Consider the following 25,791-nt stretch of genomic DNA (forward strand, 5'->3'; position numbering starts at 1 on the left):
GGAATGAACCGCGCGGGCGGCCCCGAATGTTAATGCACAATGAATACTGAACCGGCAAGTGCCCCGCGTATTATTATTCATTGTGCATTAACCTTTCTCCATTTCTCCACCACCGCTTCGGCCAGGTCGATGGCGGTGTACAGGGGCGTGGGGTCAACGGCCTCAAGGGTGTCGTCGGTTTGGTGAATGCGGGGCATCCGGCCGTTGGCGTCCAGCGCACACAGGGCCAGCACGGGAATGTTGTTGCGAACAAACCAGGCGCTGTCGAAGTCGGCGGTATGCCAGCGACCGACCTGCGCCTGGTCGCGGAACGCGTCGGTTTGAAGCAGGGTGCGGGCTAATCGGGTTGGTTCGTTGTCGTAGCGAAGGGTTTCAAGGGTGCCGGTCTGTTCCACTACCGTCAGCTTTCCCGCGCCGAGTGTATCAAAGTTGATAACCATTGTCCGGGGTCTATTCCAGGTTTTCTTGTGCCTTTCCACGTAATAGTACGCCCCGATCATCCCGGCTTCTTCGGCGCTCGTCAACACAACCTCGATGGCCAGATTGGGGAGGTTGGCCCGCCGAAGCCGGTCGGCGGTGGCGAGGGCAGCCGCTACCCCCGTGGCGTTGTCACTGGCCCCGTTGGTGTATCCTTTAAGCCAGTAGCCGAGGGTGCCGGTGAGCGCCTGCGCCACAAAATAAACCATTAGTCCGTAGCGCAGGTAAGTCAGGTACGGCAATCCAACGCCGACGGCTTCCAGAGTAGCCGCCATCGCTGCCAGCAGCATCAACCCCAGCGACACAATCAGCGACGACCGAAAACCCGCCTGCTGTTTGGGGCTGTAGAGCAGCGATACGGGAGCGGTGTCATAGTGCGCCATCAGAATCACGGTCCGAACGTCGCGGCCATTCGCGGCCCGGCCGGTTGTTTGGGCGGGCCAATGGCCAATGACATTATGCGCCGTATACTGCGCAGGAAACCTGATGATGAATGAATACCGCCAGTTGAAATACAGCCAGGCCAGCCCGACAAAATACCAGACAAAGCCAACCGCTACGCCCGTCACGGGCACCAGCGCCAGTCCTGCCAGCAACCCGCCAATGAGCCAGTAGACAACGGTAGCGTAGGTTTTGGGCGTCTGGAAGGGTTCCGTCCGAACTTCTGCACCCAGGTCGAAGAGGTACGTTTGAAGCAGCCGGGCGGCTTTGGCTCCTTCGGGCGTGGCGGCTCCCCGGTGCGGCAGGGCGCAAAGATCACGTAGAATTGTCGAAACGGATATTGGCATTGATTTTTATTGGTAGTATTGTGGTACGGTTTGAGGTTGCGTTCACGTTATGGACAAACGTCTGCCGGATTATCGAAATTCGTGAATTTTCGGGCCATAACTGCAATCCCGGAAAACCGAATTCAGTTAAGGATGTTTATTCAAAAACCAGTATCATCTCCCCCCCAACACAAATCAGTACCAATAATGGATTTATTCACCGAAATATTCGACAACAACCGGAACTGGGTAGCTGAAAAAACGCAGACTGACCCGCAGTATTTTGAAAAATTAGCGCAGGGCCAGCACCCCGACATTCTCTACATCGGCTGCTCCGACAGCCGGGTTACCGCCGAAGACCTGATGGGATTACAGCCCGGCCAGGTATTTGTCCATCGTAACATCGCCAACTTAGTTGTTAGTACTGACAACAACGTCAATGCGGTGGTTCAGTACGCGGTGGAGCAATTGCGGGTAAAACACATCATTGTGTGCGGTCATTACGGGTGTGGGGGTATTGACGCAGCCCTTCACCCCAGCGACATGGGCCAACTAAATAGCTGGCTTCAGACGCTGCGGGACGTTTATCGCCTGCACAGCGCCGAACTGGATGGAATTTCGGATGAGCGGCAGCGCTTCGACCGGCTGGTGGAACTGAACGTGCGGGAACAGTGCATCAACATTATGAAAATCGACCACGTACAGCGGATGTGGCGTAAAACCGGATCGCCGACGATTCACGGCTGGGTGTTCGACATTCGCACCGGGCAACTAAAGGACTTAGACCTTAAAATGGAAGAGGTGTTTGAAAAAGTCAGTGCTATTTACGACCTCCGCTTCGAAAAAGACTGAGGATTGGCAGGCCCTGTTGATGCGTTTGGCTTCCCGGCGGAGCTATTCCGGGTTATCGTCACCACCTGTCAAATTCTCCGCCGTTTTGCTTTTTTGCCTTTTCCAGAAAATCGTCAATTATGACGATGTCACGCAGGTCCTGTGGGAGTCGGGCAACAATTTCTTGTTCACGAAGATCATTCAAGTGTAGAAATGAATCGTGTTGCCGTACTGATTCTGAACGCAGCGTGAACGCTGAAAGCATTCGCTAAAATTGAACTTGCGATGAACAACGGTCAGGATGTCGAGGTAGTTGTTTAGCCCGAACACTTGCGGCTGCGTGAAATCAAGGGCTTTCATCTGGTCCAGTTCATCATCTGTGTCCCCCATACCCAGCAACGTCCTGATGAAACGCTGCCCGTTCAGCGCGGTTGGTTCAATCCAGATATTGACATCCTCCGTGTTCCGGGCCAGTCCATTCAGATACCTGGCAAAGCCACCAATTGCGATGTACCGCAGGTCGTTGCGTACGGCGTGTTCGGTGAATGGTTTGAACTCATCGTTCTCTAAATCCATGGTGGCTTGCTCACCGTGATGGTTCGTTTACTGGCATGGGGATAGCCTTTGATCGCCCAGAGCCGGAACTGCATGGCAAAGAATCCCCGGTAGCGCTCTTTGGGTGTTTCGCGTAGCCCGCGTTCCAGCATCCGCTCATACGGTTCGTTCAAATCCTTGTAAAACGTTATCGTGCGTTTCTTTTCCATAGTCAACGGGTTACTTCACAAATAGCAACTCCCGGTATTTTACTAATGGCCAGTCCTCGTCATCAACAATTTGTTCGAGCTTGTCTACTTCGTAGCGAATCGGGTCGAAGTGGTCTTTGACGTCTGTAGCGTAGAGAGTGGCCATTTCGATGGTGTCAGCGACGTTGTTGGCTCGCTTGCGACTCTCAATCATCGACTCCACGCCCTTCTTGATAACGATGACGCGGGCCGAAATTTCGCGTAATATTGCCTTGATTGGTTCGGCTTCGTCGGCCATGCCTAATTCCACGAGGTTGCGGGCGGTTTCGGCTAACTTGTTCTGGTACTTGAGCGCCGTTGACACGACGTGGTTCATGGCCAGATCGCCCATCACCCGCGACTCGATCTGCACGTTTTTGATGTATTTCTCCAGTTCAATTTCGTAACGCGACTCTACTTCGGCGTGGTTCATCACGCCCGTTCGCTCGAATAGGGCCAGCGTTTCCGGCTGCACATAAACGGCCAGCGCTTCGGGCGATGATTTGATGTTCGACAGGCCGCGACGTTCGGCCTCCGCCACCCACTCGTCGGCGTAACCGTTGCCCTCGAACAGTATGCGTTTGGACTGCGCGTAGTAGTCTTTCAGGATGTCGACAATGGCTAATTCTTTCTTTTCGCCCCGCGCCAGCCGCCCGTCGAGGTCGGCTTTGAAGTTGTTGAGCTGATCGGCCACGATAGCGTTGAGCACAGTCATGGTCGAGGCTGAGTTAGCTGAACTGCCCACCGCCCGAAACTCGAATTTGTTGCCCGTAAATGCAAACGGCGACGTTCGGTTGCGGTCGGTGTTGTCGCGCATCAGGCTCGGAATGCGCGTCAGGCCGAGTTTGTAGTAGACGTTATCACCTTTGTTGACGGTGATCTCCGACTTGCTTTCGAGGTCGTTGAGCGCCTGCGTCAGCGACTCGCCCAAAAAAATGGACATGATGGCCGGGGGCGCTTCGTTGGCTCCCAGCCGGTACTCGTTGCCCGCCGACGCGATGCTGCCGCGTAGTAAATCGGCATTGTCGTGCACGGCTTTCACCACGTTGACCAGAAACGTCAGGAACCGCAGCGTCTCTTTGGGTTTGGAACTGGGAGCGAGCAGATTAACGCCCGTGTTGGTCCCCATCGACCAGTTGTTGTGCTTGCCGGAGCCGTTAATTCCCGCGAATGGTTTTTCGTGAAAAAGCACTTTCAGGTTATGCTTCTCGGCTATTTTGTCCATTAAATCGCGCAGCAGCGCATTATGATCGACGGCTAAGTTGACTTCCTCAAACGTCGGAGCCACCTCAAACTGCCCCGGTGCTACTTCGTTGTGGCGGGTTCGAACGGGCATCCCTAATTTCATGGCTTCGAACTCAAAATCGACCATAAACGCGTTGACGCGGGGCGGAATGGACCCGAAATAATGGTCGTCCAACTGCTGCCCCCGCGCGGGCGAATGGCCAAAGACCGTCCGGCCCGCCAACACCAGATCGGGCCGGGCGTAGAACAGGGCGCGGTCCACCACGAAATATTCCTGCTCCGGTCCGAGGGTGGGCGTCACTTTCGTAATGCTCCGGTCGAAGTACTGGCAAACGGCCGTTGCTGCTTTGTCGAGGGCGTTGAGGGCTTTGAGTAGGGGCGTTTTGTAGTCGAGGGCTTCGCCGGTGTAGGAAATAAACACCGACGGAATGCAGAGCGTTTTGCCGCCTGCGCCGTTGTCGATCAGAAACGCGGGTGAGGAGGGGTCCCAGCCGGTGTAGCCGCGAGCCTCGAAGGTGTTGCGCAGCCCTCCACTCGGAAACGACGATGCATCCGGCTCCTGCTGCACGAGCGCCCCGCCCTTGAATTTCTCGATGGCTTTTCCGTCGATGGTTATGTCGAAAAAGGCGTCGTGTTTTTCGGCTGTTTCGCCCGTCAGTGGCTGGAACCAGTGCGTGTAGTGCGTGGCTCCTTTAGACGTAGCCCACGATTTCATGGCCCCGGCCACTTCGTCGGCGATGGCCCGGTCGATTTGTCCGTTGGTCTGGATGGCTTCCGTAATTTTCAGGTACGCTTCGGGTGAGAGCAGCGTACGCATCACCTCAGTGTTGAATGTATTACTGCCAAAGTAATCGGCAACGCGCTCGGCCGGGGCGGCTACCGGTATCGCCTGACGACTTTGCGCAATTTCGAGGGCTTTGAATCTGAAGTTAGACATGATCGGATTTAGGATGGTTTTGTTGGCACAAATTCAACCAAACATACACGCCTTTGGGTCCTGTTGCAACCGGCATTAAAAAAGAAAGCCCGACTACTCGCGCAGCCGGGCTTTTGTTATGTATTTGGGTGTTTTAGTGTTTGGGTGTGTAGGTGTTTGACATACACACCCAAACATGCACATACTGAAAACACTTAAGCCGTTTCCATCACGGCAGCCGATTTCACGGTTTTGATGATGACAGCGGCTACTTTGTAGGGGTCAGCCGCCGAGTTGGGACGCCGGTCTTCGAGCCAGCCTTTCCAGCCGCGCTCCACCGTGGCGATGGGAATTCGGATGGACGCGCCCCGGTCCGAGACGCCGTAGGAAAACTGGTCGATGGACTGCGTTTCGTGCTTGCCCGTCAGGCGCATCTCATTGTCAGCACCGTAAACGGCTATGTGCGCTTTGATGATGTCGGCGGGGGCGAAGGCCTGGCAGATGGTGTCGTAGGTGTCTTTGTTGCCCGCCGTGCGCAGGGCCGAGTTCGAGAAATTAGCGTGCATACCAGAGCCGTTCCAATCGGTGTCGCCCAGCGGTTTGCAGTGCCAGTTGATCCACACGCCGTAGGTCTCACCAATGCGCTCCAGCAGGTAACGGGCAACCCAAATCTGATCACCAGCATCCTTGGCACCCTTGGCAAAAATCTGGAATTCCCACTGCCCCGTGGCTACTTCGGCGTTGATGCCTTCCACGTTCAAACCGGCGTCCAAACACGCGTCGAGGTGTTCCTCTACGATGTCGCGGCCAAATGCGTTGTTTGCCCCGACGGAGCAATAATACGGTCCCTGCGGACGACTTGGGAAGCCTTCAACCGGAAAGCCCAGCGGCTTGTCTGTTTCAGCATCCCACAGGAAATACTCCTGCTCAAAACCAAACCAGAAATCATTGTCGTCGTCTTCAATTGTGGCGCGGCCGTTGGTGGGGTGGGGCGTTCCGTCGGCGTTCATCACTTCGCACATGACCAGAAACGCGCTTTTACGCTGCGGATCGGGGCAAATATAAACGGGCTTCAGTAAACAGTCCGACCGACCTCCTTCGGCTTGTTCGGTTGAAGAGCCATCGAATGACCAAACGGGGCAGTCTTCAAGATTACCGGAGAAATCAGCTTCGATTTTTGTTTTGGAACGCAGGCTTTGGGTGGGCTTGTAGCCATCGAGCCAAATGTACTCTAACTTCGATTTTGCCATGATTGTACAGTGGATTGAACTGGATTTGGGTTTTATTGCAATACGTTCAACAAATATAATGTAGGAGACCAATAACTTATAGAGGTGCAAAGGCTGTTTTGCCTTATATCGTATTGATTTTGTGGAATTATTATAATTAAAATTTGCTGAGTGCACAAATAACCATATATTCTACAAAATTAGTGGGCATTTCGCATGAAGTTATTTATTGACTGTTCAGCTAAGTGAGAGTATTTTTCGCTTCAATTCATACTGAAAACAGGCAGTTTTTAACCGACGATTAGGCATATTCGTTGTACGGTAGAGTGCAGATTTGGTCAATAAATCGGCGTTTTTGAGATGAATCCACTACCTTGTTTTTTAGTACCTTGGCGGGCGCAATAGTTGGTTTTTGATGCAGATACTTCCTGTACATCTTGACATATTTGCCTTGGTCATCCTGCTGGGGGTGGCGCAGGGCGTTTTCCTGGGTGCGTTTTTCCTCACCGGCAAGCGGGGCCAGCGTGTAGCGAACCGCTGTTTGGGCTGGTTTATGCTGGCTTTATCAGCCGTCAGTGCCGAAATATTCCTGAACTACACTAACTACATGTTCCGCGTGTTGTGGTTGGTCGATGTAGCCGAACCAGTCAATTTTGTACTGGGTCCGCTGTTCTACTTTTTCGTTTTCAGCCGCGTCCGGCACCAATTGCCGCATCGCTGGGGCTGGCATTTGCTGCCGTTTGGCATCTGGCTCGTTAATGCCCTGACATGGTTGTATCAACCCATCGAATTTAAGTACAACTCCTACGTTGACTCGCTCCATCCTGAATTGCCGCTCATTCCGTCCCAGCCGTATTGGGCAGAAGATTTTACGGGCGTGCGGCCTTTTATCAATGAACTGACCTTGCTGAGTTGCGTAGTGTATGCCGGGCTGGCCTTGCTGCTGATCCGAAACGCCAGCCGCCGGGATGCCCGGTTTCGACTGTCGGCTAATCGGGATGCGCTGCGCCTGTTGAGTTGGCTATTTGCGCTGGTTCCCCTGTTAATTGTCCTCGTGAAGCCTCAGTTTTATGAGGACCTCGGCGACTATTTGCTGGCAACGTACATGGCCGTCACGATTTACGCAACCAGTTTTCTGGTTATGCGCGGCTCTTCGTTCTTTGCCGATTCATCCGCCATCGTGCTACCCGAACAACCGGAACCTGAACTGCCCGTTGAATTAAAAAAGAAATACGAAAAATCATCGCTATCGGAGGAGGTTGAAGATGCGGTGCTGACCCGTTTAGCCCGCCTGCTCGAAACCGAGAAGCCACACTTGCAAAGCGATCTTTCGTTGCCTAAACTGGCCGGGCAGCTCGATACCAGTCCGCATCACCTTTCGCAACTGCTCAACGACCGGCTCGGATTGACCTTTTTCGACTGGCTGGCTACCCACCGCACCGCCGAAGCACAGCGTCTGTTGCAGAATCCCACGACGTCCCATCTCAAGATCGAGGAGATTGCGGAGCGGGTCGGTTATAATTCAACGTCGGCTTTTCACACGGCTTTCAAGCGCCTGACGAACCAAACCCCGGCTCAGTTTCGGGAATCGACCGGCGCAAAACCGGCGCGGCTGGGGTAGATGCAACTTCGTCCCGGTCGGCGCGAACTTCGTCGTTGTCGGGACATAGGGGGTTTAGGGTTTTGGCAGGCCATTTTTGGGCCATAAACCAAACGAACAAGGTTATGCAGCCAACCCGGCTATCCACAACCCCCGGTCCCGAATCTCCAGCCCTGAGCACAAGACGCTACGACCTCGACTGGCTGCGCGTCATTGCCATTCTGACGCTGCTGTTCTACCATACCGGTATGATTTACGTGTCGTGGGGCTGGCACATCAAGAGCGATGAACACAGCCAGCCGATGGAAGAAGTGATGCGCTGGCTGCACCGCTGGCGGATGCCACTGTTGTTCTTTATTTCGGGCGCGGGTACGTTCTTCGCCCTAAAAAAACGCACATTCGGCTCCTATGCCGGGGAGCGCGTCCGGCGGCTGTTCATACCGCTTGTGTTCGGGATGTTCGTGATCGTGCCGCCCCAGATTTATATCGAATGGCTGTTTCGGGGCCGGTTTACGGGCAGCTACGCCCAATTTTATCCGAACGTATTTGGGTTCCAGCCGTACGAAGATGGCGGCACGGGCGGAGCGTTTAGCTGGCACCACCTGTGGTTCATCTGCTATTTGTTTTTCTATTCGCTGCTGAGTATTCCGGTGTTTCGGTGGTTGAAGAGCGATAGCGGGCAGCGGTTCACGGATTGGTTTGGTCAGTTGATTTCTCGAAAGGGCGGGGCATTTTACGTTGGTTTTGCCCTTATCCTTTGTAGTCAACTCATTCTCAAACCGTTCTTCCCCGACGAGACGCACGGCCTGACCGATGACTGGGCGTACTTTGTCAAAAATTTATTGCTCTTCTGGCTGGGCTATCTGCTCATCAGCCGCCCGTTGTTCTGGCAAACGCTCACCAATCAGCGACGCTTTTTCTTAGTTGGAACACTGCTCTGCACGGTTCTGCTGTACGGTTCACGGGCTATTTGGGACGAGGAAATCATTGATAACACCGGTTGGCTCAATCTGCTGTACACCATCAATAGCGACTGCCTGATGTGGTTTTCGGTGCTGATGACGATTGGGTACGGCTACCGGTATCTGAATGTTAACAAGCCAGTTCTCAAGCACCTGAACGAAGCTGTTTATCCGTTTTACATCCTGCACCAAACGGTTATCGTCCTCATTGGATATTATGTGTTGACCCAAACCAGTTTAGGAATTTATGATGGTTTTCTGGTAGTAAGTCTGTCAACATTAGTCGTTTGCGTTACGCTGTACCTGTTACTCATTCGGCCGTTCAAGCTGACGCGGGTGTTGTTTGGGGTGAAATAGTTGTCCGTTTGTGCGGGAGACTCTATTTTTACCCCATACCGGGATAATTACCCCGACCAATTTCATGCTTCGTACCGACTGGACCCGCGCCGAAATCGCGGATATCTACAACTCCCCCGTTTTAGACCTAATGTACCGGGCCGCTACCGTTCACCGGCAGCACCACGACCCGCAGGAGGTGCAGGTCTGTACGCTGCTGTCGGTGAAGACGGGCGGCTGCCCCGAAGACTGCGCCTATTGCCCGCAGGCCGCCCGCTACCACACCGCCGTAACCGTGCATAAGCTACTGGAGGTGGATGAAGTGCTGACGGCCGCGCAACGGGCTAAAGATACCGGCAGCACGCGCTTTTGCATGGGCGCGGCCTGGCGCGAAGTGCGCGACAACCGCGACTTCGACAAGGTGCTCGACATGGTGCAGGGCGTGAATGAACTGGGTCTGGAAGTGTGCTGCACGCTCGGAATGCTCACCGAAAGCCAGGCGCAGAAGTTGAAAGACGCCGGGCTGTATGCCTACAACCACAACCTCGACACGAGCGAAGAGTTCTACGGCGACATTATTACCACCCGCACTTACGACGACCGGTTAGATACGCTCAGCCATGCCCGCAAAGCTGGTATATCGGTTTGTTCGGGCGGCATCATCGGCATGGGCGAATCGGACGGGGACCGCATCGGGATGTTGCACACCTTAGCCACGCTGCCGCAGCACCCCGAATCGGTGCCGGTCAACGCGCTCGTGCCGGTGGAAGGAACGCCGTTGGAAGACCAGCCGCGCGTATCGGTGTGGGAAATGATCAGGATGATTGCCACCGCCCGGATCATCATGCCAAAAGCGATGGTGCGCCTGTCGGCGGGGCGGGTCCGAATGAATACCGAAGAGCAGGCGCTGTGCTTCCTGGCTGGGGCCAACTCGATCTTCGCGGGTGACAAACTTCTCACCACGCCCAACCCCGGCGAAGACCTCGACGGGCAACTATTTCAGACGCTCAACATCCGCCCCCGCAAAGCGTTCAAAAACGCCGATCAGCCGAGTGTGGTGTTCGAGCAAATTCCAGTTTAAGGTATCCTGTTAGTGTATGTATCCTCGACGGCCATGTCCGGGCGGGAAAAGCCAGTTTCGCATCTTCACGCCCGGACGTGGCCGTCCAGGATACACAACCAAGCCATGCCAACCCCAAAACGTTTTTTCGGCACATTTGCCACAATTCTGGTTTCAATCAGCGCTTTTGCCCAAAGCCCCGCGCCAACGACAAAGCCATCTGCCACATCGGGGAATCCCGTGCTCAAAGGCTGGTACGCTGACCCCGAAGGTGTTATTTTCAATAATAAATATTGGATTTATCCGACGTATTCAGCTCCGTACAACGAGCAGGTGCATCTGGACGCGTTTTCGTCGCCCGACCTTGTCAACTGGACCAAACACCCGCGTATCGTGGACACAACGGCTGTGCGCTGGGTGAAGCGGGCACTGTGGGCACCGGCCGTCATCGAAAAAGGCGGTAAATATTTTTTGTTCTTCGGAGCCAACGATATTCACGATGATAAGAAAGAAGTGGGGGGCATTGGCGTCGCCGTTGCCAATAACCCCGCCGGACCGTTCCGCGACTACTTAGGGAAGCCGCTCGTGGGTCAGATTCACAACGGCGCACAACCCATTGACCAGTTCGTTTTCAAGGATCAGGACGGGGCGTATTACCTCATTTACGGCGGCTGGGGGCACTGCAACATTGCCCGGCTAAAAGACGATTTCACCGGCTTTATTCCGTTTGCGGATGGCACCACGTTTCAAGAAATCACGCCCAAAGGCTATACCGAAGGGCCGGTGATGTTTATCCGTAACGGCAAATACTACTTCATGTGGTCGGAGGGCGGCTGGACGGGTCCCGATTATTCGGTGGCGTATGCAGTGGCAAAATCCCCATTTGGCCCGTTTGAACGCGTCGGTAAAATTCTGCAACAAGACCCCGCCGTGGCAAGGGGCGCGGGTCATCACTCGATGATTCAGATTCCCGGCACGGACGAGTGGTACATCGTTTACCACCGCCGACCTCTCACCGAAACCGACGGCAATCACCGCGAAACCTGCATCGACCGGCTCTCCTTCGACGCACAGGGCAACATTAATCCGGTGAAAATCACGACGGAAGGGGTTCAGGCGCGGCTGTTGAAGTGATAATAAAAAATTATAGAACCGTCAGGTCATAGATAAAGCTTCAAAACTTGATTACAGATAGGTTACCGGCAAGAACTTATGAGCCTGCCACAATGATTCTCTATTGAAATAATTAGGTTGAAAAGGATCGATGATCAATGAAGGTGGACCATTTCGCTTGCTGGTTTAAACTGGATAATATTCATCAATACCTGATATGGATATGTGGTGAACCGGATTCTATTCATTTGAGAGATGATCTACGAATACCCGTATTTAGTAGTGAAATGGCTTTAGCGCAATATGCCCTCTCCAAAGATATTTCAATTGAAAATCAAGCGCCCGTTTTGCATGATTTAGATGCAGCCGAACGATGGATTCAGAACACCAGCGAACCCATTGACTGTTACGAGTTGCTTGCTGCATGGAACCTTTTTACGGATGTGAGTTATGCCCTGAATATGCCTTTCAAAGGCAACAGAGATTATCAGAAAAGGCGCTCTACAGTGAGAGATAAAATTTATGATAAGCTGTTTTACGGGAACAATATATACAATCTGACCCCGGAGAACGAGTATTACATTCCAATGTGGACTAACCGCGAACGAGAAAAGATAGCTGAAATAATTACGGATGGACTTGTTCTGTTCAGACAGGGTATAGCACCCATAAACACTCATTCTTACAAACAGGAATGAGTGCATTTTCAAGCTACATCAACTAATGCCTGCCAGCAGCCGGTGCTTCGCCGAAACGGGTAGCAACCGCCCCTGATCGTCCAGCAAGCCCATTTTCAAAAGCCAGTCCTCAAACTCGGGGGCGGGGCGGAGTTTGAGGATGTCGCGGATGTATAATGCGTCGTGGAAACTGGTGCTCTGGTAATGCAGCATTACGTCGTCGGCACCGGGAATGCCCATGATGAAGGTGACGCCCGCTACGCCCAGCAGCGTCAGGAGCGTATCCATGTCATTCTGGTCGGCTTCGGCGTGGTTGGTGTAGCACACGTCCATGCCCATCGGCAAGCCGAGGAGTTTTCCGCAGCAGTGGTCTTCGAGTCCGGCGCGGATAATCTGCTTGCTGTCGTAGAGGTACTCCGGTCCAATGAACCCCACCACTGAATTAACCAATAGTGGCTCGAATACCCGCGCTACGGCGTAAGCCCGCACTTCGGCGGTTTGCTGATCCATGCCGTGGTGCGCGTTGGCCGAGAGCGCACTGCCCTGCCCCGTTTCAAAATACATCACGTTCTGCCCCACTGTGCCGCGCTTCAGCGATTTGGCCGCTTCCCAGCCTTCGCGCAGCAGCGCTAAGCTTATTCCAAACGACGCGTTGACGGCTTCCGTGCCACCAATGCTTTGGAACGCCAGATCGACTGGTGCGCCCTGTTCGATGGCCTGAATGGTGGTGGTCAGGTGGCTCAGCACACACGACTGCGTTGGGATGGCGAACCGTTCGCGCACGGCGTCGATCATGTCCAGCAGCCGGATGGACGTTTGCACGTGGTCGGTGGCGGGGTTGATGCCGATGACCGCGTCGCCCGATCCGTAGAGCAGTCCGTCGACCAAACTGGCCGCGATCCCCCGCGCATCGTCGGTGGGGTGATTGGGTTGCAGCCTTGTACTAAGCCGTCCGCGCAACCCGATGGTGTTTCTGAACTTTGTAACGACTTCGCACTTGGCCGACACCGTGATTAAATCCTGATTGCGCATCAGTTTCGAGACAGCCGCGACCATTTCGGGAGCTAATCCAGTGTGTAGGTGTTTAAGTGTTTCTGTGTCCGTCGTGTTGGCCAGCAGAAAATCGCGAAAGTCGCCGACGGTCAGGTGCCGGATAGGGGCGAAGGCATTAGTGTCGTGGGTGTCGATGATGAGCCGCGTCACTTCGTCCCGCTCGTAAGGCAACACGGCTTCGTTCAGAAACGTGGCCAATGGCAGATCGGCGAGGGCCATCTGAGCGGCTACCCGCTCCTCGGCCGACCTGGCTGCTACGCCCGCCAACTCATCGCCCGACCGTAAAGGTGTGGCGCGGGCCAGCAGCGTTTTGAGGTCGTCGAACACGTAATTTGTTTGGCGGACGGTATGGCGGTACGGCATGAAGCAGGAGTGAAGCGGTGCTGTCTGTAAAGATACGATGTTCACTGAACGGTCAAATACCCGGCTAATTCTCGTATCTTACCGAAAGTTCATAGATAAATGGACAATAAATCACCTTCAAGTTATGGGAAGAGGAGACATAAAATCGCGCAGAGGTAAAATTTCAATGGGTTCCTACGGGAATGTCCGTCCCCGTACTTCGAGTAACCTGACCGTTCCCGTTCCGAAACCCGCTGAACCGAAACCGACCGAGGAAAAGGCGTAAGAAGAGGAACGCAACAAAGCAGATGAGTTCCGGATGATAGTACGTTCAATACTATCATCCGGGACTCATCTGCTTTGTTATAAGACCTAAATGAGGACCGAACTGGCCGGGGAACAGGTCTTCATATCAGCGCGTCTTCGCTTTGGTTGGTTTGGGTGCGGGCTTCGGCTTTACCGGTATTGGCTCTGAAATTGTTGGCGCAACGGGTTCGGGAGCAACGGGCACAAATTCGGAACGCCGGTTTCGGCCCTCGCGAAAGATCACGAAACCGATCAGCGCAATCAGCAATATGTTGCAAATCAGATCGATGGTATCGCCAATTTTAGCGGCTGGCGGATCGAATCGAAACTCAATGGTGTGCTTGCCCGCCGGAACGCGCATGGCCCGCAGTACGTAGTTAGCCCGCAGGTGCTCGACTGGCTTGCCGTCCAGCAGCGTTTGCCAGTCTTCCTGTCCCCGGTAATAAATTTCGGAGAACACCACCAGCCCGTCACGTACGGCGTTGGCTTGGTAGATCATCTTATCGGGTCGGTAATTCGTCAGTTGAATCGTGCTGCCGGTATGGTCCAGCGTCGTGGGCAAACCACCCAATTGTGCCGTAAACCGTTTATCGACCACGGCCGAATCGCGCGGGTTCAGCGTTTTCATGGTGGCCAGTTCCGCATCGGCGTCGGCCACCGGCACCACCGTCCCCACAAACCAGGCCGCGCCCAGCACTTCGGGATTCGGCAGAGCCACCGGTGCTGTGGGCTGTTGTTGCTGCGGGTCGGCTCCCGGCGCGGGTTGTCCCTGCTGAATGATGTATTTCGCGTTCAGCATGTTGAGCATGTTCAGCATATTACCTGGGAAAGCATACGACACCAACTCCTGATACCGGCGCAGCTTGGCCGCGTGGTAGCCGCCAATGGACCGGTGGAAATACGACGTCCGGTTGCTGTTCATAAAGTCAACCGTCTGGTCGAACACGCGGTAGCCGGGGGTCTTATCCGCCAAAATCTGCTCATCGGCGGGTGTCGGCTCGAAAATTTGGGATGCCTGCGTTTTTGAGATGAAGTCGGTGTTGTTCAGGAACCGCTTGTCGACCCCGAATAGATCGAACAGCACAATCGCCAGCAGCACCGGGTAGAAGACAATGGGTTTGATTTTATTCGTCACGAATGCCCATACCGCCCCAGCCGTCAGCAAAATCAGAATGACCGACCGGAAGGCATCGCTCCGCAGCAGACTTTGCCGGTCACTAATGAGCGCAGTTTGAAATTCTTTAGCCGCTTCGCCGAAATATGAAGATAGCCGGTCGAGGTCGGCAGGCCCCTGAAACTTAAATAAGGCACCGCCCACCACGGCCAGCACGAGGGCTACGCCCGCCGTCAGGCCGAGACTGATGAATAGGGGTTGCTTCAGTTGGGCCAGCGTCAGCTTCTGGCTCACGATGGACTGCACTGCCAGTGCTGCACCGGCCCCGATAAACAACTGCGCCAGACACAGCGCCATCGTCATCGCCCGAAACTTGTTCAAGTACGGCAGGTAATCGAACAGAAAATAGTTGACACCCGCGAAGTTTTTGCCCCACGCCAGCACGATCATCAGTCCGGCCGCGCTCAGCAGCCACCAGCGAATGTGCCCCCGGATGACAAACATGCCCAGCACGAACAAAAACAGCAGGGCCGCGCCCGCATAGGCCGGACCACCCACCATCAACTGATCGCCCCAGTAAGCCGGTGCGCCGAGTTCGACAAACTGCTTGGCCTGCGCCGGGTCGAGACCTTTGCCCAGTAACGCTTTGTAGAATTCCGAATCCGTCGACAGTCCCCCGCCCGATGCTCCCCCAAACGCGTTGGGAATGAGGAGCGTCAGCGTCTCGGCCTTGCCATAACTGTAGCTAAACGCGTAATCCTTATCTAATCCACTGTCCGACGTACTACCGGACGCTTTACCGTCAGAATTGGTTGTTTTTGCGGTCAGTTCCGAGGTGCCGCGAATGGTTTCTTTCGTGTATTGATTGAGTACCAAGAGCCGCTTACCGAAGCTCCCGGCCGCCACCACGCCGACCACGGCCAGCGTCGCCAGCCCCAGCGCCAACTGCCGGGCTTTGCCCGCCCGCACCAGCGCAATGCCTTCGATGAGGATGTACAGACCGATGGTCATGAACAGGTAATACGTGATCTGAATATGGTTGGCGCCGAGTTCCATGCACCCGAATAATCCCGTCAGGGCCGCGCCAAGCCAGTAACGACCGCGCAGCACCAGCACGATGCCCGCCAGCATACCCGCCCCGAAACCCATGGCGTAGAGTTTGGACACGTGACCCGCTTCTAAGCTGACAATCCCGAACGTACCGAAGCCGTACGCAGCCGCGCCCAGCGCTGCCAGCCACGCATTGCAGCCCAGCACCACGAGCAGCAGGTAGGCGCACAGCATGACCACGAATACGAGGCTTACCGTGTGGGGCAACAGGTTAATAGCAGCCATCACGACTTTGTAAACGAAGATATTCGGGTAATCGAAGTCGATCATGTAACCCGGCATTCCACTAAACACGGCGTCGGTCCAGAGGGGTTTTTCGCCCGTGGCCTTCGTGATTTCGCGGATTTCCTGTGCCGACGCCGACGCCTGCTGCACGTCGGCCATGGACAACGTTTTGCCCGACATCACCGGCGAAAAATAGATCATGGCCAGCACGAGCAGCCCCAGCACGGCAATCAGGTGCGGACGCAGGTGCTGGAAGAGGGTAGGTTGGTTCATAAGGACAAAGGTAGAATGTAGAGACGCAATATTTTGCGGCTGGTTTGCGTCAGCTAATCCATTCGGGTGATCAGCCGCAAGGGGATGCCGGTCCGCCGGTGCGGGCTCTACTTACACGTCGTCACCACCGTCAGGCTGGCGTTGCTGAAGGTGTTGGCCGTGATGTGGGCCGACACCTGATCGTCGCCACAGATTCGATTGGTAATTCGGCTTGGCTGGGCCTGTTGTGGCCCCTGCGTAAGCGTCTCGCAGGATTTGCAGTTGCGTTTCCTTAAGGTGCCGCCTTCGCAGGCCATTAGCCCAACGGCGACGACCAACAGCAGTTTTATGTTTTTCATGTAAACTCGTTTAGGTGCATACTACACCACCAGAATATCTTTTTCCTTCGCCACGAACGTCTCGTCGATGCGGGAAATGAAGGCGTCGGTAAGTTTCTGGACACGCTCTTCGCCTACTTTCACGGCATCTTCCGATACGCCGTCTTTGGTCAGTTTGCGGATGTCGTCGTTGGTGTCCTTGCGGATGTTGCGGACGTTTACTTTGGCCACTTCCACCTCCTGCTTCACTTTTTTGACAAGGTCACGCCGACGATCTTCGGTCAGGGGTGGGATGCTGAGCCGGATCTGCTCGCCGTCGTTGTTGGGATTCAGGCCGAGGTTGGAGTTGCGGATGGACTTCTCGACTTCGCCGATCAGCTTTTTCTCGAAGGGCTTGATCACGAGGGTACGGGCGTCGGGCGTGTTGACGGCCGCGATCTGCACCAACGGCGTCGGCGATCCGTAGTACTCGACCTGAATGCCGTCGAGCATCCCGGCGTTGGCCTTCCCGGCGCGGATTTTAGTCAGTTCGATGGACAGGTGCTTGAGGGCCTTTTCCATCGTGTCTTTTGCATCGTCGAGGTATAGCTCGATTTCTTCCATGTTCGTTGTTTGTTATGCTGACCGGTACGCCGGAGCGGAAGTAAGCATGATAAAAAACAGTCCTATTTCGACGTAATCAACGTGCCTGTATCTTCGTCGCCCTGCACAACCCGGAGTAAACTGCCCGGTTTGTTCATGTTAAAAACGATGATGGGCAGGTTATTTTCCTGACAAAGCGTGAAGGCCGTCAGGTCCATAACGTTCAGCTTCTTTTCGTAGACATCTTCAAACGAAATTTTTCTGTAGCGCGTCGCCGTTTTGTCTTTCATCGGGTCGGCCGTGTACACACCGTCGACTTTGGTGCCTTTGAGCACCACGTCGGCTTCAATTTCGATAGCCCGCAGGCTGGCCGTGGTGTCGGTGGTGAAGTAGGGACTGCCCGTTCCGGCGGCAAAAATGACGACACGGCCTTTTTCGAGATGGCGCACCGCCCGCCGACGCACGTAGGGTTCGCAGACCTGCTCCATTTTGATGGCCGACATCACGCGGGTGTACATGCCGTGCTTCTCGAACGAACTTTGCAGGGCCATTGCGTTGATGACCGTTGCCAGCATCCCCATGTAGTCGCCCTGAACGCGGTCGATGCCTGATTTCTCGCCCGAAACGCCCCGGAAGATGTTACCCCCGCCGATGACGATGGCGACCTCAACGCCCATGTCGACAACCTGCTTGATTTCTAAACTGTACTGTTCGAGCACAGCGGGTTCAATGTTGTAGCCGTTAGGCCCGGCCAATGCCTCCCCACTCAGTTTGAGCAGGATTCGTTTATAAGTCGATGATGTCATGCGGGGGTGTTTTTTGCGGGGGCAAAGATAGAAGAAAAAAGGGACGGGCTGGAAGCCGACACTAAATCAGGCCGCTGCCCAGAGTTGCTTTAAGCGGTTTAGATCCCGTTTCGTAGCCGCGAACAACTCGTTTTGCGGAATAGACAATTTGGTCGCTCCGTGTTCGGCTCCGCCCATCGGGTATTCAACGTGTAGCGACACCGGCACCCGCACGTTGGCCTGCTTCAACAGCCGGAAGTACGCGTTGAAATCGACCATGCCCTCGCCAATGGGCACGTTTTGCACGGTCCATACCCCGTCTTTCTTACTCCAGTGGAAATCTTTAAGCGCAATGGATTTGATGCGGGGCTGAAGCAGCCGCAGGCCATTCGACCACGAGAGACCTCCTTCGACGGTGGCGTGCCGGATGTCGTACTGAACGCCCATGTGGGCTGGGTCGGCGGTTTTGAGCATTTCGTGGGATTCCCAAACGGATGCGCCCACCAGCAAACCCGCATGGTTCTGGTAGCAGCCCGTCAGGTTCAAGGTTTTGTTCAACTCGCCCAGCGCCTGTAGTTGCCCCTGAAAACGCTGGATGGAATCGGTCATGGCCTGTTTCGGATCATACCGATACCAGTTCATCCGGTAACGCTGGAAGCCGAGTTTCGACGCTGTTTTCAGCACTCGTATGTCGGTGTCATTGGTCGCATCACCCACGGCCGTTGTCAGCATGTTGGGTACGAAGCCGACTTTTTTGAGCGCATCAACGGCTTTGGGTAGATCGTCTTCCACGCGGTCGGGCAGTACGTGACCATCGGGACGGACGGTGAGGTCAACACCGTTGAACCCCATACTGACGGCCGCATCGGCCATGTCGGCGTAATTCAGGAACTGGAGGTGTTTCGAGAAAATATGGACGTCGGGGAAGGGGTTGTCCGTTGCGTTCGCTAAATCAAGCCGTGTAGTCGGTAACAGCGGCAGTGCGCCGAGGGCCATCGTCTGTTTCAGAAAATTCCGGCGTGAAGGCAGTGGTTCCATACCTTACGAAAGCACTATCCTACGCAAATTCTACCAGTACCTGCCCTTTTTCAACGCGGTCGCCTTTGGTAGCGCGGATGGCTTTGACGGTGCCGTCGCCGGGGGCTTTCAGGTTGTTTTCCATTTTCATCGCTTCCAGAATCAACAGGCTGTCGCCCTTGCTGACCAGGTCGCCAACCGCTACGTTGATACCCACGATCAGGCCGGGCATGGGGGCTTTGAGCTGGTTGACTTTGATCGATGCTGCATTGCTCATGCCCATTTTTTCGAGCAGCAGATCGAACCGGTCTTTCAGTTGAACCTGATGAATGTGCCCGTTGATACGCAGGCTGACCGTTTTATCCGCTGCGTTCAGGTCCAGCACTTCGGCGGAGTAGGAGCGGTTCTGATGCAGAATGTGGAAGGTCCGGTCGGTGAGTTTGACCAGATCCCAGGCAAAGGGTTCGCCGTTGAGCACGGGACCGCCGGGGCCGAAGTCGATGGTTGTGTTGTTGGTTGTGGTGTACATGGTTTTGGGTTTGTAGTTTAAGGGTTTGTGGTTCGTAGTTTGTAGTTGCGGTTCCCCGCCGGGACTGACCGCACCGGCGGACCGGCATCCAGGTCATGCGTCAGCCAACCACAAACTACAAACCAGTTTCATGACTTATTTATCAACCAGATGCCCAGCAGACAGATGCCCATTCCGGCGAACTGCACGGCGTAGATCGTTTCGCCGTCCAGTACGCCCCAAAACAGGGCCACGATGGGAATCAGGTAGGTGACTGAGGACGCAAACAGGGGCGAGGAAAGCTGCATGATCCGGTTGAAAAAGATGGCCATAAGCCCCGAACCAACTACGCCGAGCGTGATGAGGGCCATCAGTGGCCAAGTATTCTGACCGTCAGCCAACCGGCTCAGAAAATCGGTTGGGAGCAGGGTCAACCCGGCGATTGATCCGGCGAAAACGAACATCCAGGCCGTCGATACCAGCGCGGGCAAGTGCGTAATGTAGCGACCGATCAGGTTAGTATTCAGCCCGTAGCAAACCGTTGCCAACACCACAAGCAGGGCGTAGGCGTTGAGCTGGAAGGAGCCGGTGGCGCTGAAAAACACCAGCAGCAGCGACCCCGCCAGCCCCAGCAGAATACCCGCTACCTGCCGAATTTTGAGCGCCCGTCCGAAAAACACCGCACCGATGATGAGTGTAAACAGCGGACTTACCGAGTTAAGGGCTCCGGCCAATGAGCTGTTCAGGTGCGCCCCGGCCTCGGCAAACAGAAAGGCCGGAATCACGAAGCCAACGACGCCACTGGCCAGCAGGGCCACCCACCGATGCTTCACCGCGGTCCGCACGTCGGGCTGCCGACTTTGCTGCACCAGAAACGGCGTGAAAAACAACAGCGCGAACACCAGCCGACCAGCCGCTACCTGCTCCGGCGGAAACGCGACTAAGCTCCGCTTGATAAGAATAAATGAACTGCCCCACACGACGGCCAGCGTACAAAGCAGCAGCCAGGCCAGCAGCGGGCGTTTTTGCGGGATAACGAGGGGTTCTTCGGTGGTCATTTTGGGCGAAATGGGGCCGGTTCGGTCAGTGATAACAAAGCTACTCAACGAATCTGTGCCGTGGTCTACCGGGACCATAAATACCGCAAAACGCAGGTGGTGTGCGCGTGTATCCTGATGGTGCGGCATTCCGACAACCACGTCCGGGCGCAACAGGACTTATGTTATTTACGCCGGACGTGGCCGTCGGAATGCCGCACCACCAGGATACACGCGCACTGCCTGCATCGAATAACTCGAAGCAACTTCACGAATTGGTATCGTATTTGCCGTGGCTCAACGGTGCCGGTGCGGAGTGGTCGCCCGACCAATCGACAAACGCATGAAATTTCGTTTTTTATGGATTAGCGGGCTACTGGGTGGGCTTTGCTTAGACGGGTTGGTCGCTGTAACTCCGGGGCTGGCACAGTCTGATTTAACCAGCGCCGGAAAAATAATTCCGACGAATACGCTGCCGGTTGCTACCCCATCCCCCGATACCGGGCGTACCTTACGGGAAGTGAGGGTATCGGCAGGCGCGGGGGCAATTGATCGGAGCAATCCCATTCACACCGAGTTTATTAACCAGCGCACTCTAACAAAAGCGGCTTGCTGCAACCTGTCGGAGAGTTTCCAGACCAATGCCTCCGTAAGCGTTTCGTACAGCGATGCCGTGACGGGTGCGAAGCAAATTCAGTTTCTGGGACTGGGCGGACAGTACGTTCAGATTGCCGTTGAGAACATGCCCACGCTGCGCGGACTGGCCACGACGTTTGGACTGGACTACATTCCCGGCACCTGGATTACGGGCATCGACATTGGAAAAGGGGCCGGTTCGGTGGTGAACGGCTACGAGTCGATCAGCGGGCAGATAAACGTTGAGCTGCACAAACCCGACCGGGACGCCGACAAATTAGTATTGAATGGCTACGTCAATCGTTTCGGCCGCGCTGAAGGCAATGCAATCTGGTCGGCGCCACTGAGTAAGCGGTGGCGCATGGGCCTACTGGGCCACGCCAGCACGCTCCGTACCGAGCTTGACCAAAATAACGATGGATTCCGGGATTTACCCGGCTTCACCCAGTTTAACGCCATCAACCGCTACATGTACACCACGGATCGGTTCATGGCGCAGGTGGGCGTTAAGGCACTCTACGAAGACCGCGATGGGGGGCAACTATCCCGGCTTGGTCAATGGCGCTACCGGGTCGGGAATGCTACCAAACGACTGGAGTTTTTCTCCAAAACGGCTGTTCTGTATCCCAATAAACCGCATCAGGGGCTGGGGTTGCAGGTGAACGGCCTCCAGCACGAGCAGACCGCACACATCGGGTTCCGGCTCTACAGCGGGCAGCAGCGGACACTGTATGCCAATCTGATCTATCAAAACAGCATTGGCAATACGAATCACGGGTACAAGGCCGGGCTTAGCTACCTGCTCGACGACTACCGGGAGGAATTAGCCACGCTCATGACCAAACGGACAGAGTCGGTGCCGGGGGTCTTTGCTGAGTACACGTATACCTACCCCGAAAAATTAGTGGTTGTGCTGGGTGGGCGGGTCGACTACCACAATCTGTTTGGTCGCCAGGTAACACCCCGTGCGCACGTCAAATACACCCCAACGCCTGGCCTGATGCTGCGAGCTTCGGCGGGCCGGGGGGTTCGGGTGCCCAACCCATTCGCGGAGAACATGGGCTATTTGGCCAGCGCACGAGCCGTATTCATGCACCAGAACCGCAACGCCGGACCCTACATCAACTGGAATTTGGGGGAACTACGGCCGGAGATAGCGTGGAACTACGGCCTGAGCGTAACGCAGGACTTTATCCTGCTGGGCCGGAAATCAACCCTCGTGCTGGATTATTACCGAACTGATTTTCGGAACCAGTTGGTGGCCAATCTGGAAAACTCCTCCCTGTTGTTTTTTTATAACCTGCGGGATGAGTTCCACCACGGCCGCTCGGTTGCTACCAGCTTCCAGGCTGAACTGAACGTGCAATTAGCGAAGCGATTTGACCTGAAACTCGCCTACCGGCTTTTCGATACGAAGCAAAGCACCGTTCTGCCCGCTGGGGATACGGTCCTGCTGCCCCGGCTGATGGTGCCCCGCCAGCGCGTGTTGTTGAACGTGGGCTATGCCCTGCCCTACGACAAATGGAAAGTGGACGCAACGCTGCACTGGAACGGCCCCCGCCGTATTCACTACCTGCGCGACGGCTATGTCCATCGGATGAATCAGAATGCGCCCATTGACTACTCCCCTGGTTTTTTTACGCTTACCGCGCAGGTGAGCCGTGGGTTCAAAAACGGTTGGGAGGTGTATCTGGGAGGAGAAAATCTAACTGGTTTTCGGCAATCGAACCCGATCAGGGCTGCTGACGATCCGTTTGGACCAGATTTTGATGCCGCTGGTCGCGCCTGGGGGCCCATTACCGGCCGGATGGTGTACGTAGGGTTCCGGTTTAAACCAGTTGGTGACTGACGAGGCTGGTGCTGCTATCATCCCGTTTCATTCCAGCCGTCAGTAGGAAAGGGAAAGTAGATAGACCATTGGGATAACAGCTAAAACCGTAATTCTTCTAAAAACAACTTCACTATTTAGTGTAACGAGAGACTAATTTATTTATACATAATTATTTATTGATACTAATAAGAGTCTAAAACGTAAGCACGGCATCGTTTTTGAGAATAGCCAATCGTAGTAAATACCCACATCCACTCAGGACGGTTCCCGCTTTCAACATTCACCGTTTCTTCTGCTAATGAAGCACTTTTCTCTTTCATACAGGTATTTACGTCGGCTTCTGATTGCCGTTCAAGTAGTAACGACCACGGTATTGCTGATTGCGGGCCATGTTGTCCGGGCTGACTCACCCCCGAAAATTTCCACGGCCGGGGTGCCGATGGACATCATTGGTAACACGGTTTTCCAGGACTATAATCGGAACGGCAATCAGGACACGGGTGAGCCAGGATTTGCGAACATACCCGTTCGTTTATTCCAGAGCGGTATTGAGCGGGGCCTGGTACTCACGGGCAGCAACGGTCAGTTTTCGTTTACCAATGCAAATGTACCGGTTGGTATTCGTCCGAATACGCCATATGAGATCAGGATAGCCGCTGCTGACTTTCCGGCGGGCTTCAACCTGACCAGACCCGTAACTGCTACACCCGGTAATAATGCCCAGTTGATAGGCAACAACGCGGTCGTCTTCTTAACGACGGATGCAAGTGGTAATTCGCCCAGCACGTACGGTATCGGTTTTGCTGCGGGTAATCCCGATCTGGCCATTACGACCTCGGCCACCAGTTCAACCGTTGCCAAAGGCGGTACGGCCACGTTCACCATCCAGGTGAATAATATAGGAAGCGGAACTGCCACGAGCGTAGTCGTCAGCACAACCCTCGATCCCGGCTTAACGTATGGGTCATCGTCACCAACAGCGACGACCATAACAACGGAAGGGAGCAGCACGGTTTTACGGTGGAGTCTGAACACACTCACGGCAGGTGCTCCTCAATCAACTTTCAGCGTGATTGCCACTGCGGACCTGGAAGGAGTTTTGTACAATACAGCCAGCGTCACGACCCCCGACACCGAAAGCAATCCGACTAACAACATCAGCCGGGCTTGTGTATCCGTTCCCATCAAGCTGTGCCCTGGTGATCAATACGTAGCCAGTGTATCGGCCGAGTTCACCAATGTTCAGTGGTTCCGCAATGGCAGTAGTACACCAATTGCCAGTGGCAACAGCCTGACCATTGTACAGTCGGGCAGCTACAGTTTTACCACAACGGCCAACACCAGTTGTCCGGCCAATGGCTGCTGTCCGGTTATTGTTGAGGACGGCATACTGCCAAACTTAGCCATTACGCCCGCCAATCCGGCTATTTGTGCGGGTACCACCACGAGCTTGACCGCTACGGGTTGCACCAGCGCCAGTCTGGTGTGGAGTACTGGGGCTACAACCATAAGCATTCCTGTTTCGCCCACCGCAACAACCGTTTATTCGGTAACGTGTAATTCAACTACGTACGGCACCTGTACCGTGTCGGCCTCTACGACGGTGACGGTCAACCCGTCGGTGACGGCTACTTTGAGCAGCGCCACGATCTGTAACGGCACCATCGCCAGCCTGACGGCTACGGGGGGCACCTCCTACACACTCAATCCGGGTGGGCTGCTTTCGGTGGCCAGCATTGGCTCCTTCACGGTGAACCCTTCGCTCACCACGGATTATGTGGTGAGTGTGACCGATGCCAACGGTTGTTCGGGTACGGCCACGGGCACCGTCACGGTCAACCCCTCAGTCACCGCTACGCTCTCCTCAGCTACGATCTGTAACGGTACCGTCGCCAGCCTGACGGCTACGGGGGGCACCTCCTACACACTCAATCCGGGTGGGCTGCTTTCGGTGGCCAGTATCGGCTCCTTCACGGTGAACCCTTCGCTCACCACGGATTATGTGGTGAGTGTGACCGATGCCAACGGTTGTTCGGGCACGGCTACGGGCACCGTCACGGTCAACCCCTCAGTCACCGCTACGCTCTCCTCAGCTACGATCTGTAACGGTACCGTCGCCAGCCTGACGGCTACGGGGGGCACCTCCTACACACTCAATCCGGGTGGGCTGCTTTCGGTGGCCAGTATCGGCTCCTTCACGGTGAACCCTTCGCTCACCACGGATTATGTGGTGAGTGTGACCGATGCCAACGGTTGTTCGGGTACGGCCACGGGCACCGTCACGGTCAACCCCTCAGTCACCGCTACGCTCTCCTCAGCTACGATCTGTAACGGCACTGTCGCCAGCCTGACGGCTACGGGGGGCACCTCCTACACACTCAATCCGGGTGGGTTGCTTTCGATGGCCAGTATCGGCTCCTTCACGGTGAACCCTTCGCTCACCACGGATTATGTGGTGAGTGTGACCGATGCCAACGGTTGTTCGGGTACGGCCACGGGCACCGTCACGGTCAACCCCTCAGTCACCGCTACCCTGAGCAGTGCTACGATCTGTAACGGTACCGTCGCCAGCCTGACGGCTACGGGGGGCACCTCCTACACACTCAATCCGGGTGGGCTGCTTTCGGTGGCCAGTATCGGCTCCTTCACGGTGAACCCTT

At 55.1% G+C, this 25,791-nt stretch carries 23 protein-coding genes; 10 read left to right on the forward strand and 13 right to left on the reverse strand.

What is annotated here, in order from left to right; genetic code table 11:
- Window positions 1-77: 77 nt before the first annotated feature.
- Window positions 78-1,265: a M28 family metallopeptidase gene (locus ACYVHB_RS28360; protein ID WP_461055272.1), complete on the reverse strand. Its 1,188-nt coding sequence runs from the start codon at window positions 1,263-1,265 to the stop codon at window positions 78-80.
- Window positions 1,266-1,451: 186 nt separating this feature from the next.
- Here ACYVHB_RS28360 and ACYVHB_RS28365 point away from each other — a divergent pair, with 186 nt between their 5' ends.
- Window positions 1,452-2,096, forward strand: a complete 645-nt coding sequence (locus ACYVHB_RS28365; RefSeq protein WP_461055273.1) for a carbonic anhydrase — start codon at window positions 1,452-1,454, stop codon at window positions 2,094-2,096.
- Between the two features lie 180 nt (window positions 2,097-2,276).
- Here ACYVHB_RS28365 and ACYVHB_RS28370 read toward each other — a convergent pair whose 3' ends face one another.
- From ACYVHB_RS28370 to ACYVHB_RS28385, 4 genes are all read right to left on the reverse strand, one after another.
- Window positions 2,277-2,651 carry a hypothetical protein gene (locus ACYVHB_RS28370; protein ID WP_461055274.1) on the reverse strand — a complete coding sequence of 125 codons (375 nt, stop codon included), beginning with the start codon at window positions 2,649-2,651 and terminating at the stop codon, window positions 2,277-2,279.
- Window positions 2,642-2,839 (reverse strand): hypothetical protein, encoded by a 198-nt coding sequence (locus tag ACYVHB_RS28375; RefSeq protein ID WP_461055275.1) that lies wholly within the window; start codon window positions 2,837-2,839, stop codon window positions 2,642-2,644. The genes ACYVHB_RS28370 and ACYVHB_RS28375 overlap by 10 nt, the downstream gene beginning before the upstream one ends.
- A 10-nt stretch (window positions 2,840-2,849) precedes the next feature.
- The gene (locus tag ACYVHB_RS28380; RefSeq protein ID WP_461055276.1) at window positions 2,850-5,039 is read right to left on the reverse strand and encodes a glutamine synthetase III family protein; all 2,190 of its coding nucleotides are present in this window, start codon (window positions 5,037-5,039) and stop codon (window positions 2,850-2,852) included.
- 194 nt (window positions 5,040-5,233) lie between these two features.
- Window positions 5,234-6,268: a glutamine synthetase beta-grasp domain-containing protein gene (locus tag ACYVHB_RS28385; protein WP_461055277.1), complete on the reverse strand. Its 1,035-nt coding sequence runs from the start codon at window positions 6,266-6,268 to the stop codon at window positions 5,234-5,236.
- Window positions 6,269-6,662: 394 nt separating this feature from the next.
- Between ACYVHB_RS28385 and ACYVHB_RS28390 the strand changes: the two genes are divergently transcribed.
- The 5 genes from ACYVHB_RS28390 (at window position 6,663) to ACYVHB_RS28410 (ending at window position 12,016) form a co-directional block, all read left to right on the forward strand.
- Complete coding sequence (locus tag ACYVHB_RS28390) at window positions 6,663-7,868, forward strand: helix-turn-helix transcriptional regulator (protein WP_461055278.1); 1,206 nt, start codon at window positions 6,663-6,665, stop codon at window positions 7,866-7,868.
- Window positions 7,869-7,972: 104 nt separating this feature from the next.
- The gene (locus ACYVHB_RS28395) at window positions 7,973-9,166 is read left to right on the forward strand and encodes an acyltransferase family protein (protein WP_461055279.1); all 1,194 of its coding nucleotides are present in this window, start codon (window positions 7,973-7,975) and stop codon (window positions 9,164-9,166) included.
- Between the two features lie 64 nt (window positions 9,167-9,230).
- Entirely contained in the window at window positions 9,231-10,226 is a 996-nt protein-coding gene (gene bioB / locus ACYVHB_RS28400; protein ID WP_461055280.1) for a biotin synthase BioB, read from the forward strand.
- Between the two features lie 105 nt (window positions 10,227-10,331).
- Window positions 10,332-11,339, forward strand: coding sequence for a glycoside hydrolase family 43 protein (locus ACYVHB_RS28405; protein ID WP_461055281.1), 1,008 nt, complete (start codon window positions 10,332-10,334; stop codon window positions 11,337-11,339).
- Window positions 11,340-11,476: 137 nt separating this feature from the next.
- A complete protein-coding gene (locus tag ACYVHB_RS28410; protein ID WP_461055282.1) occupies window positions 11,477-12,016 on the forward strand; it encodes a hypothetical protein in 540 nt (179 codons plus the stop codon).
- A gap of 18 nt (window positions 12,017-12,034) precedes the next feature.
- On the opposite strand, the gene ACYVHB_RS28415 is transcribed toward ACYVHB_RS28410, so the two are convergent.
- Window positions 12,035-13,411: an ethanolamine ammonia-lyase subunit EutB gene (locus ACYVHB_RS28415; protein WP_461055294.1), complete on the reverse strand. Its 1,377-nt coding sequence runs from the start codon at window positions 13,409-13,411 to the stop codon at window positions 12,035-12,037.
- Window positions 13,412-13,535: 124 nt separating this feature from the next.
- On the opposite strand from ACYVHB_RS28415, the gene ACYVHB_RS28420 reads away from it, so the two are divergent.
- Window positions 13,536-13,676: a 30S ribosomal protein THX gene (locus ACYVHB_RS28420; RefSeq protein WP_461055283.1), complete on the forward strand. Its 141-nt coding sequence runs from the start codon at window positions 13,536-13,538 to the stop codon at window positions 13,674-13,676.
- 126 nt (window positions 13,677-13,802) lie between these two features.
- On the opposite strand, the gene ACYVHB_RS28425 is transcribed toward ACYVHB_RS28420, so the two are convergent.
- The 7 genes from ACYVHB_RS28425 to ACYVHB_RS28455 form a co-directional block, all read right to left on the reverse strand.
- Window positions 13,803-16,418 (reverse strand): hypothetical protein, encoded by a 2,616-nt coding sequence (locus ACYVHB_RS28425; RefSeq protein WP_461055284.1) that lies wholly within the window; start codon window positions 16,416-16,418, stop codon window positions 13,803-13,805.
- A 107-nt stretch (window positions 16,419-16,525) separates the two neighbouring features.
- Window positions 16,526-16,756, reverse strand: coding sequence for a hypothetical protein (locus ACYVHB_RS28430; RefSeq protein ID WP_461055285.1), 231 nt, complete (start codon window positions 16,754-16,756; stop codon window positions 16,526-16,528).
- Window positions 16,757-16,777: 21 nt separating this feature from the next.
- Entirely contained in the window at window positions 16,778-17,338 is a 561-nt protein-coding gene (frr, locus tag ACYVHB_RS28435; RefSeq protein WP_461055286.1) for a ribosome recycling factor, read from the reverse strand.
- Window positions 17,339-17,400: 62 nt separating this feature from the next.
- The gene (pyrH, locus tag ACYVHB_RS28440) at window positions 17,401-18,123 is read right to left on the reverse strand and encodes a UMP kinase (RefSeq protein WP_461055287.1); all 723 of its coding nucleotides are present in this window, start codon (window positions 18,121-18,123) and stop codon (window positions 17,401-17,403) included.
- 66 nt (window positions 18,124-18,189) lie between these two features.
- Window positions 18,190-19,140 carry a sugar phosphate isomerase/epimerase family protein gene (locus ACYVHB_RS28445; protein WP_461055288.1) on the reverse strand — a complete coding sequence of 317 codons (951 nt, stop codon included), beginning with the start codon at window positions 19,138-19,140 and terminating at the stop codon, window positions 18,190-18,192.
- A 19-nt stretch (window positions 19,141-19,159) separates the two neighbouring features.
- Window positions 19,160-19,648 carry an acyl-CoA carboxylase biotin carboxyl carrier protein subunit gene (locus ACYVHB_RS28450; RefSeq protein WP_461055289.1) on the reverse strand — a complete coding sequence of 163 codons (489 nt, stop codon included), beginning with the start codon at window positions 19,646-19,648 and terminating at the stop codon, window positions 19,160-19,162.
- 128 nt (window positions 19,649-19,776) lie between these two features.
- Complete coding sequence (locus ACYVHB_RS28455; RefSeq protein ID WP_461055295.1) at window positions 19,777-20,685, reverse strand: DMT family transporter; 909 nt, start codon at window positions 20,683-20,685, stop codon at window positions 19,777-19,779.
- A 101-nt stretch (window positions 20,686-20,786) separates the two neighbouring features.
- Here ACYVHB_RS28455 and ACYVHB_RS28460 point away from each other — a divergent pair, with 101 nt between their 5' ends.
- The 3 genes from ACYVHB_RS28460 to ACYVHB_RS28470 all read left to right on the forward strand — a co-directional run.
- Window positions 20,787-21,011: a hypothetical protein gene (locus tag ACYVHB_RS28460; RefSeq protein ID WP_461055290.1), complete on the forward strand. Its 225-nt coding sequence runs from the start codon at window positions 20,787-20,789 to the stop codon at window positions 21,009-21,011.
- Entirely contained in the window at window positions 21,008-23,149 is a 2,142-nt protein-coding gene (locus ACYVHB_RS28465) for a TonB-dependent receptor plug domain-containing protein (protein ID WP_461055291.1), read from the forward strand. The genes ACYVHB_RS28460 and ACYVHB_RS28465 overlap by 4 nt, the downstream gene beginning before the upstream one ends.
- 280 nt (window positions 23,150-23,429) lie before the next feature.
- Window positions 23,430-25,791, forward strand: a 2,362-nt coding sequence (locus tag ACYVHB_RS28470; RefSeq protein WP_461055292.1) for an SdrD B-like domain-containing protein, incomplete at its 3' end; no start/stop codon positions are given.

It is taken from the genome of Spirosoma arcticum (assembly GCF_054779955.1).

Excerpts from the sequence above, each read along its gene's own strand:
- frr (WP_461055286.1), bottom strand. The coding sequence starts at position 17,338 with ATGGAAGAAATCGAGCTATACCTCGACGATGCAAAAGACACGATGGAA.
- ACYVHB_RS28445 (WP_461055288.1), bottom strand. The coding sequence starts at position 19,140 with ATGGAACCACTGCCTTCACGCCGGAATTTTCTGAAACAGACGATGGCC.
- ACYVHB_RS28365 (WP_461055273.1), top strand. The coding sequence starts at position 1,452 with ATGGATTTATTCACCGAAATATTCGACAACAACCGGAACTGGGTAGCT.
- ACYVHB_RS28405 (WP_461055281.1), top strand. The coding sequence starts at position 10,332 with ATGCCAACCCCAAAACGTTTTTTCGGCACATTTGCCACAATTCTGGTT.
- ACYVHB_RS28380 (WP_461055276.1), bottom strand. The coding sequence starts at position 5,039 with ATGTCTAACTTCAGATTCAAAGCCCTCGAAATTGCGCAAAGTCGTCAG.
- ACYVHB_RS28395 (WP_461055279.1), top strand. The coding sequence starts at position 7,973 with ATGCAGCCAACCCGGCTATCCACAACCCCCGGTCCCGAATCTCCAGCC.
- ACYVHB_RS28420 (WP_461055283.1), top strand. The coding sequence starts at position 13,536 with ATGGGAAGAGGAGACATAAAATCGCGCAGAGGTAAAATTTCAATGGGT.
- ACYVHB_RS28430 (WP_461055285.1), bottom strand. The coding sequence starts at position 16,756 with ATGAAAAACATAAAACTGCTGTTGGTCGTCGCCGTTGGGCTAATGGCC.
- ACYVHB_RS28415 (WP_461055294.1), bottom strand. The coding sequence starts at position 13,411 with ATGCCGTACCGCCATACCGTCCGCCAAACAAATTACGTGTTCGACGAC.
- ACYVHB_RS28465 (WP_461055291.1), top strand. The coding sequence starts at position 21,008 with ATGAAATTTCGTTTTTTATGGATTAGCGGGCTACTGGGTGGGCTTTGC.
- pyrH (WP_461055287.1), bottom strand. The coding sequence starts at position 18,123 with ATGACATCATCGACTTATAAACGAATCCTGCTCAAACTGAGTGGGGAG.
- ACYVHB_RS28425 (WP_461055284.1), bottom strand. The coding sequence starts at position 16,418 with ATGAACCAACCTACCCTCTTCCAGCACCTGCGTCCGCACCTGATTGCC.
- bioB (WP_461055280.1), top strand. The coding sequence starts at position 9,231 with ATGCTTCGTACCGACTGGACCCGCGCCGAAATCGCGGATATCTACAAC.
- ACYVHB_RS28370 (WP_461055274.1), bottom strand. The coding sequence starts at position 2,651 with ATGGATTTAGAGAACGATGAGTTCAAACCATTCACCGAACACGCCGTA.
- ACYVHB_RS28455 (WP_461055295.1), bottom strand. The coding sequence starts at position 20,685 with ATGACCACCGAAGAACCCCTCGTTATCCCGCAAAAACGCCCGCTGCTG.
- ACYVHB_RS28385 (WP_461055277.1), bottom strand. The coding sequence starts at position 6,268 with ATGGCAAAATCGAAGTTAGAGTACATTTGGCTCGATGGCTACAAGCCC.
- ACYVHB_RS28410 (WP_461055282.1), top strand. The coding sequence starts at position 11,477 with ATGAAGGTGGACCATTTCGCTTGCTGGTTTAAACTGGATAATATTCAT.
- ACYVHB_RS28390 (WP_461055278.1), top strand. The coding sequence starts at position 6,663 with ATGCAGATACTTCCTGTACATCTTGACATATTTGCCTTGGTCATCCTG.
- ACYVHB_RS28360 (WP_461055272.1), bottom strand. The coding sequence starts at position 1,265 with ATGCCAATATCCGTTTCGACAATTCTACGTGATCTTTGCGCCCTGCCG.
- ACYVHB_RS28375 (WP_461055275.1), bottom strand. The coding sequence starts at position 2,839 with ATGGAAAAGAAACGCACGATAACGTTTTACAAGGATTTGAACGAACCG.
- ACYVHB_RS28450 (WP_461055289.1), bottom strand. The coding sequence starts at position 19,648 with ATGTACACCACAACCAACAACACAACCATCGACTTCGGCCCCGGCGGT.